This window comes from Methylophaga sp. UBA4204 (assembly GCF_002379485.1).
GTDB lineage: Bacteria > Pseudomonadota > Gammaproteobacteria > Nitrosococcales > Methylophagaceae > Methylophaga.
On record NZ_DFTU01000060.1, the window covers coordinates 48107 to 51249 of the forward strand.

The 3143-nt window shown below is 45.6% G+C and carries 3 protein-coding genes; 2 read left to right on the forward strand and 1 reads right to left on the reverse strand.

Going from position 1 to position 3143, the window contains the following annotated elements; all coding sequences use genetic code 11:
• Together B3182_RS08770 and B3182_RS08775 are read left to right on the forward strand one after the other, a co-directional pair.
• A partial coding sequence (locus tag B3182_RS08770; protein ID WP_292752395.1) for an exodeoxyribonuclease VII large subunit occupies nt 1-763 on the forward strand: 763 nt, incomplete at its 5' end.
• Nucleotides 760-1596: a peptidoglycan DD-metalloendopeptidase family protein gene (locus B3182_RS08775; protein WP_292411644.1), complete on the forward strand. Its 837-nt coding sequence runs from the start codon at nt 760-762 to the stop codon at nt 1594-1596. The genes B3182_RS08770 and B3182_RS08775, both read left to right, overlap by 4 nt.
• Here the strand turns inward: B3182_RS08775 and B3182_RS08780 are convergent.
• Nucleotides 1590-3143, reverse strand: a 1554-nt coding sequence (locus B3182_RS08780) for a hybrid sensor histidine kinase/response regulator (RefSeq protein ID WP_292752398.1), incomplete at its 5' end; no start/stop codon positions are given. The two genes, B3182_RS08775 and B3182_RS08780, sit on opposite strands and share 7 nt — an antisense overlap.

A 3143-nucleotide genomic window follows, 5' to 3' on the forward strand; every position in this document is an offset into this window, starting at 1 on the left:
AGTAGGCCATGAAATTGATTTTACCATTGCCGATTTTGTTGCAGATGTCAGGGCTCCAACGCCTTCGGCTGCGGCTGAACTGGCGGTACCTGAAGCGCGCCAATTAGCCTTAAATCTTCGCGGTTTGTTGCAAAATCTGGGCAGTCGTATTCAGCAAAAACTTGCCAATGAACAACGGCATATTCGGCATCTGTCTCAACGTCTGCCCCGCCCGCAGCAACAAATTAAACTCCAGCAGCAACAGTTAAAACGTCTGCAAACGCAACTTGATTACAGTATCCAGCGGCGGTTACAAGGCAAGCAACAACAACTTGATTATCTGTCAGTAAGATTGCCTCATCCAAAGTTGCGAATCAGCTGGCGACAAACCCGACTGCAGGATTTAACACAGCGGTTTGAAAAAGCCTTTTCGGTACAGCAGCAACAATTCAGGTTACAAAGCCAGAATCTGAATGATCGCTTAAAGCGATTGTTACCGGTCTCCCGTTTGAAGCAACAGCAGCAGCATGTAGAGGCACTCTCTTCACAATTAAACCGTTTGACCGGTCAACAAATCACCGATCAAAAAAAGCAGCTGGCCCAGTTGATGCGTACCTTATCGGTGGTTAGCCCTCTCAACACACTGGAGCGCGGTTACAGCATCACCAGTGATTCACAGACTGGTAATGTTATTTACCGATCTGATGAAGTAACAATCGGACAATCCCTGCAAATTCGTTTATTTGAAGGTCAATTGGACTGTGAAGTTCGTCGTAAGAAATGATGTATAGATTGTGCTATTGGCTGGTTCTATTAGTCTGTTCACCTGCCTGGGCTTTACCACAACAATTACCAGTACCAGGTGGTGTCGTCATTTTGCCTTTGGAAATCGAGGGAAATGTAGCACCTGAGGTGACCTATCAAAAACAACAGGTGCTAGTGGTAAAACAAGATTCACAATGGCAGGCTGTAGTTGGCATTCCGCTGGCAGCCGAGTCGGGGAATCACAAAATTCTGGTGGAAAGTCAGGGTGCGTTAAGCAGCATTATGTTTGAGGTCAAAGATAAAGCTTATCCCACTCAACGGATAAATGTTCCTGACGATCGTAAGGTCAATCCCTATGCGGAAGATATGGAGCGCATCGAAGCCGAAACAGCCAAAATAAATAAAGCCTTACGTCATTGGCGTGCCAGCGACAATGTGCCGTTTAATTTTGTCTGGCCCATTGAAGGAAGGGTCAGTGGTTTATTTGGCCGTCGTCGTGTGTTTAATGGCGAAGAGCGTAATCCACACAGCGGTATTGATATTGCAGCGGCAACAGGTACTGAAATTATGGCACCGGCCAACGGAATAGTGACGGATACCGACGATTACTTTTTCAATGGCAATACAGTAATGATTGACCATGGTCAGGGTCTCGTGACCATGTTTTGTCATCTGGATCGGATTGATGTCAAAGCAGGACAAAAAATTCAACAGGGCGAGATTATCGGCACGGTTGGCGCCACTGGCCGTGTTACCGGTCCACACCTGCACCTTGGTGTGAGTTTGAATAATGCCCGTGTTGAGCCCTTGTTATTTTTTCCAGAGCGGGAAGGTTATCCTTCAGTTCAATAAACCTCTGGCTTACTGTATTTATTTAATAATTCCGTCAGCAGAATAAAATTAACCGGTTTGGTGAGATAGGCAGTAAACAGGCCTTCTGCCTGCTGCAAATCATAAGGCATGGCGGCAGCGGTAACCGCGATCACCGGAATGTGCCGGAGTTTCGGATTAGCCATGATCTGCTCGGTAGCCTGTAAGCCGCTGATTCCGGGGAGATTGATATCCATCAATATCACGGCTGGCATATTACTTTCCAGCCAGTCCAGTCCTGCCTCAGCTGTTTTGCAAATATGCAACGTGTATTGGGGCAGACGATCAAAAAATGCTTCCATCAATTTGATATTGGCCGGATTATCTTCTATATGCAGAATGAGAGTCGAAGCAGAGGAGTTAAATGGATTTTCGGCTTTAATTGATTCAGCCTGCTGATGCACTTCATCATTCTGGTTATTGTTGTCTGTTATGGGTAACTCTACCCAGAATCGAGTGCCTTGATTTTCTGTGCTTTCAAAACCAATATGCCCGTCCATGGCTTTTATCAGTCTCTTGGTCACAATCAATCCGACTCCGGTTCCTTCAATGTCCGAGTTTTCCTGACCCAGACGATCAAATGCCGTAAACAGATAGGCCTGCTTATCCCGTGGAATTCCCATGCCTGTATCCTGAATAGTGATACGCAAGCGCTTAGTGGAATCAATTACCTCACCGCTAATAATAACTTTGCCATCAGGGCGATTATATTTGATGGCATTACTGACCAGATTTATCAGCACCTGTTTGAGTTTTGTTAAATCAGCGAGTACCAGCTGTTCAGGAATGTCATCAGTATGAATGATCACACGATAGCGAGCCGCCAGGTTTTTCAGCATGGGCAAACAATGATTAATTGCGACACTGACATTCACCGGCTCAATCGATACGTCCACTGAACCCGTCTCAATTTTAGCCAGCTCCAGCACATCATTAATTAACTTGAGCAAGTGCTCACCACTGTGAATGATGAGCTTTAAACTATCTTGCTGGGTTTCTGTGAGTGGCGCATCATTGTCACTTTGCAGTAACTGGGCAAACCCCAGAATCGCATTTAAAGGCGTGCGTAATTCATGGCTCATTGCCGACAGGAATTCCGATTTTGCCTGGTTGGCTTTTTCAGCTTCTTCCTTGGCAGCGATTAATGCCAGATGTTCAGCTTTTTGAAGAGAAATATCTCGGACGATACCCGTAAAAAAATAATGGCCTTCCCATTGAAATGCGCTCAGCGTCAGTTCGATGGGAATGATTTGCCCACTTTTGTGTAATGCTTCCAACTCAACTGGCTGGCCAATTATGGTGGATTGCTCACTAATGAGGAATCGCGACATCCCATGTTCGTGATTTTTACGATGCTGGGCTGGCATCAGCTGGGTAATATTCTGCCCGATAATTTCTTCTGGCTGATAACCGAACAGGCGAACTGAAGCGACATTAAAATTCTGGATAATGCCCGTTTCATCAATGGTAATAACGCCTTCAAGGGTATGGTTAAGCAAGGTTTGTAAACGATCACTTTCACGTTTAGC

What these genes read in the sequence shown, in the direction of transcription:
- B3182_RS08775 (WP_292411644.1), top strand. Translation starts at nt 760, where the DNA reads ATGATGTATAGATTGTGCTATTGGCTGGTTCTATTAGTCTGTTCACCT.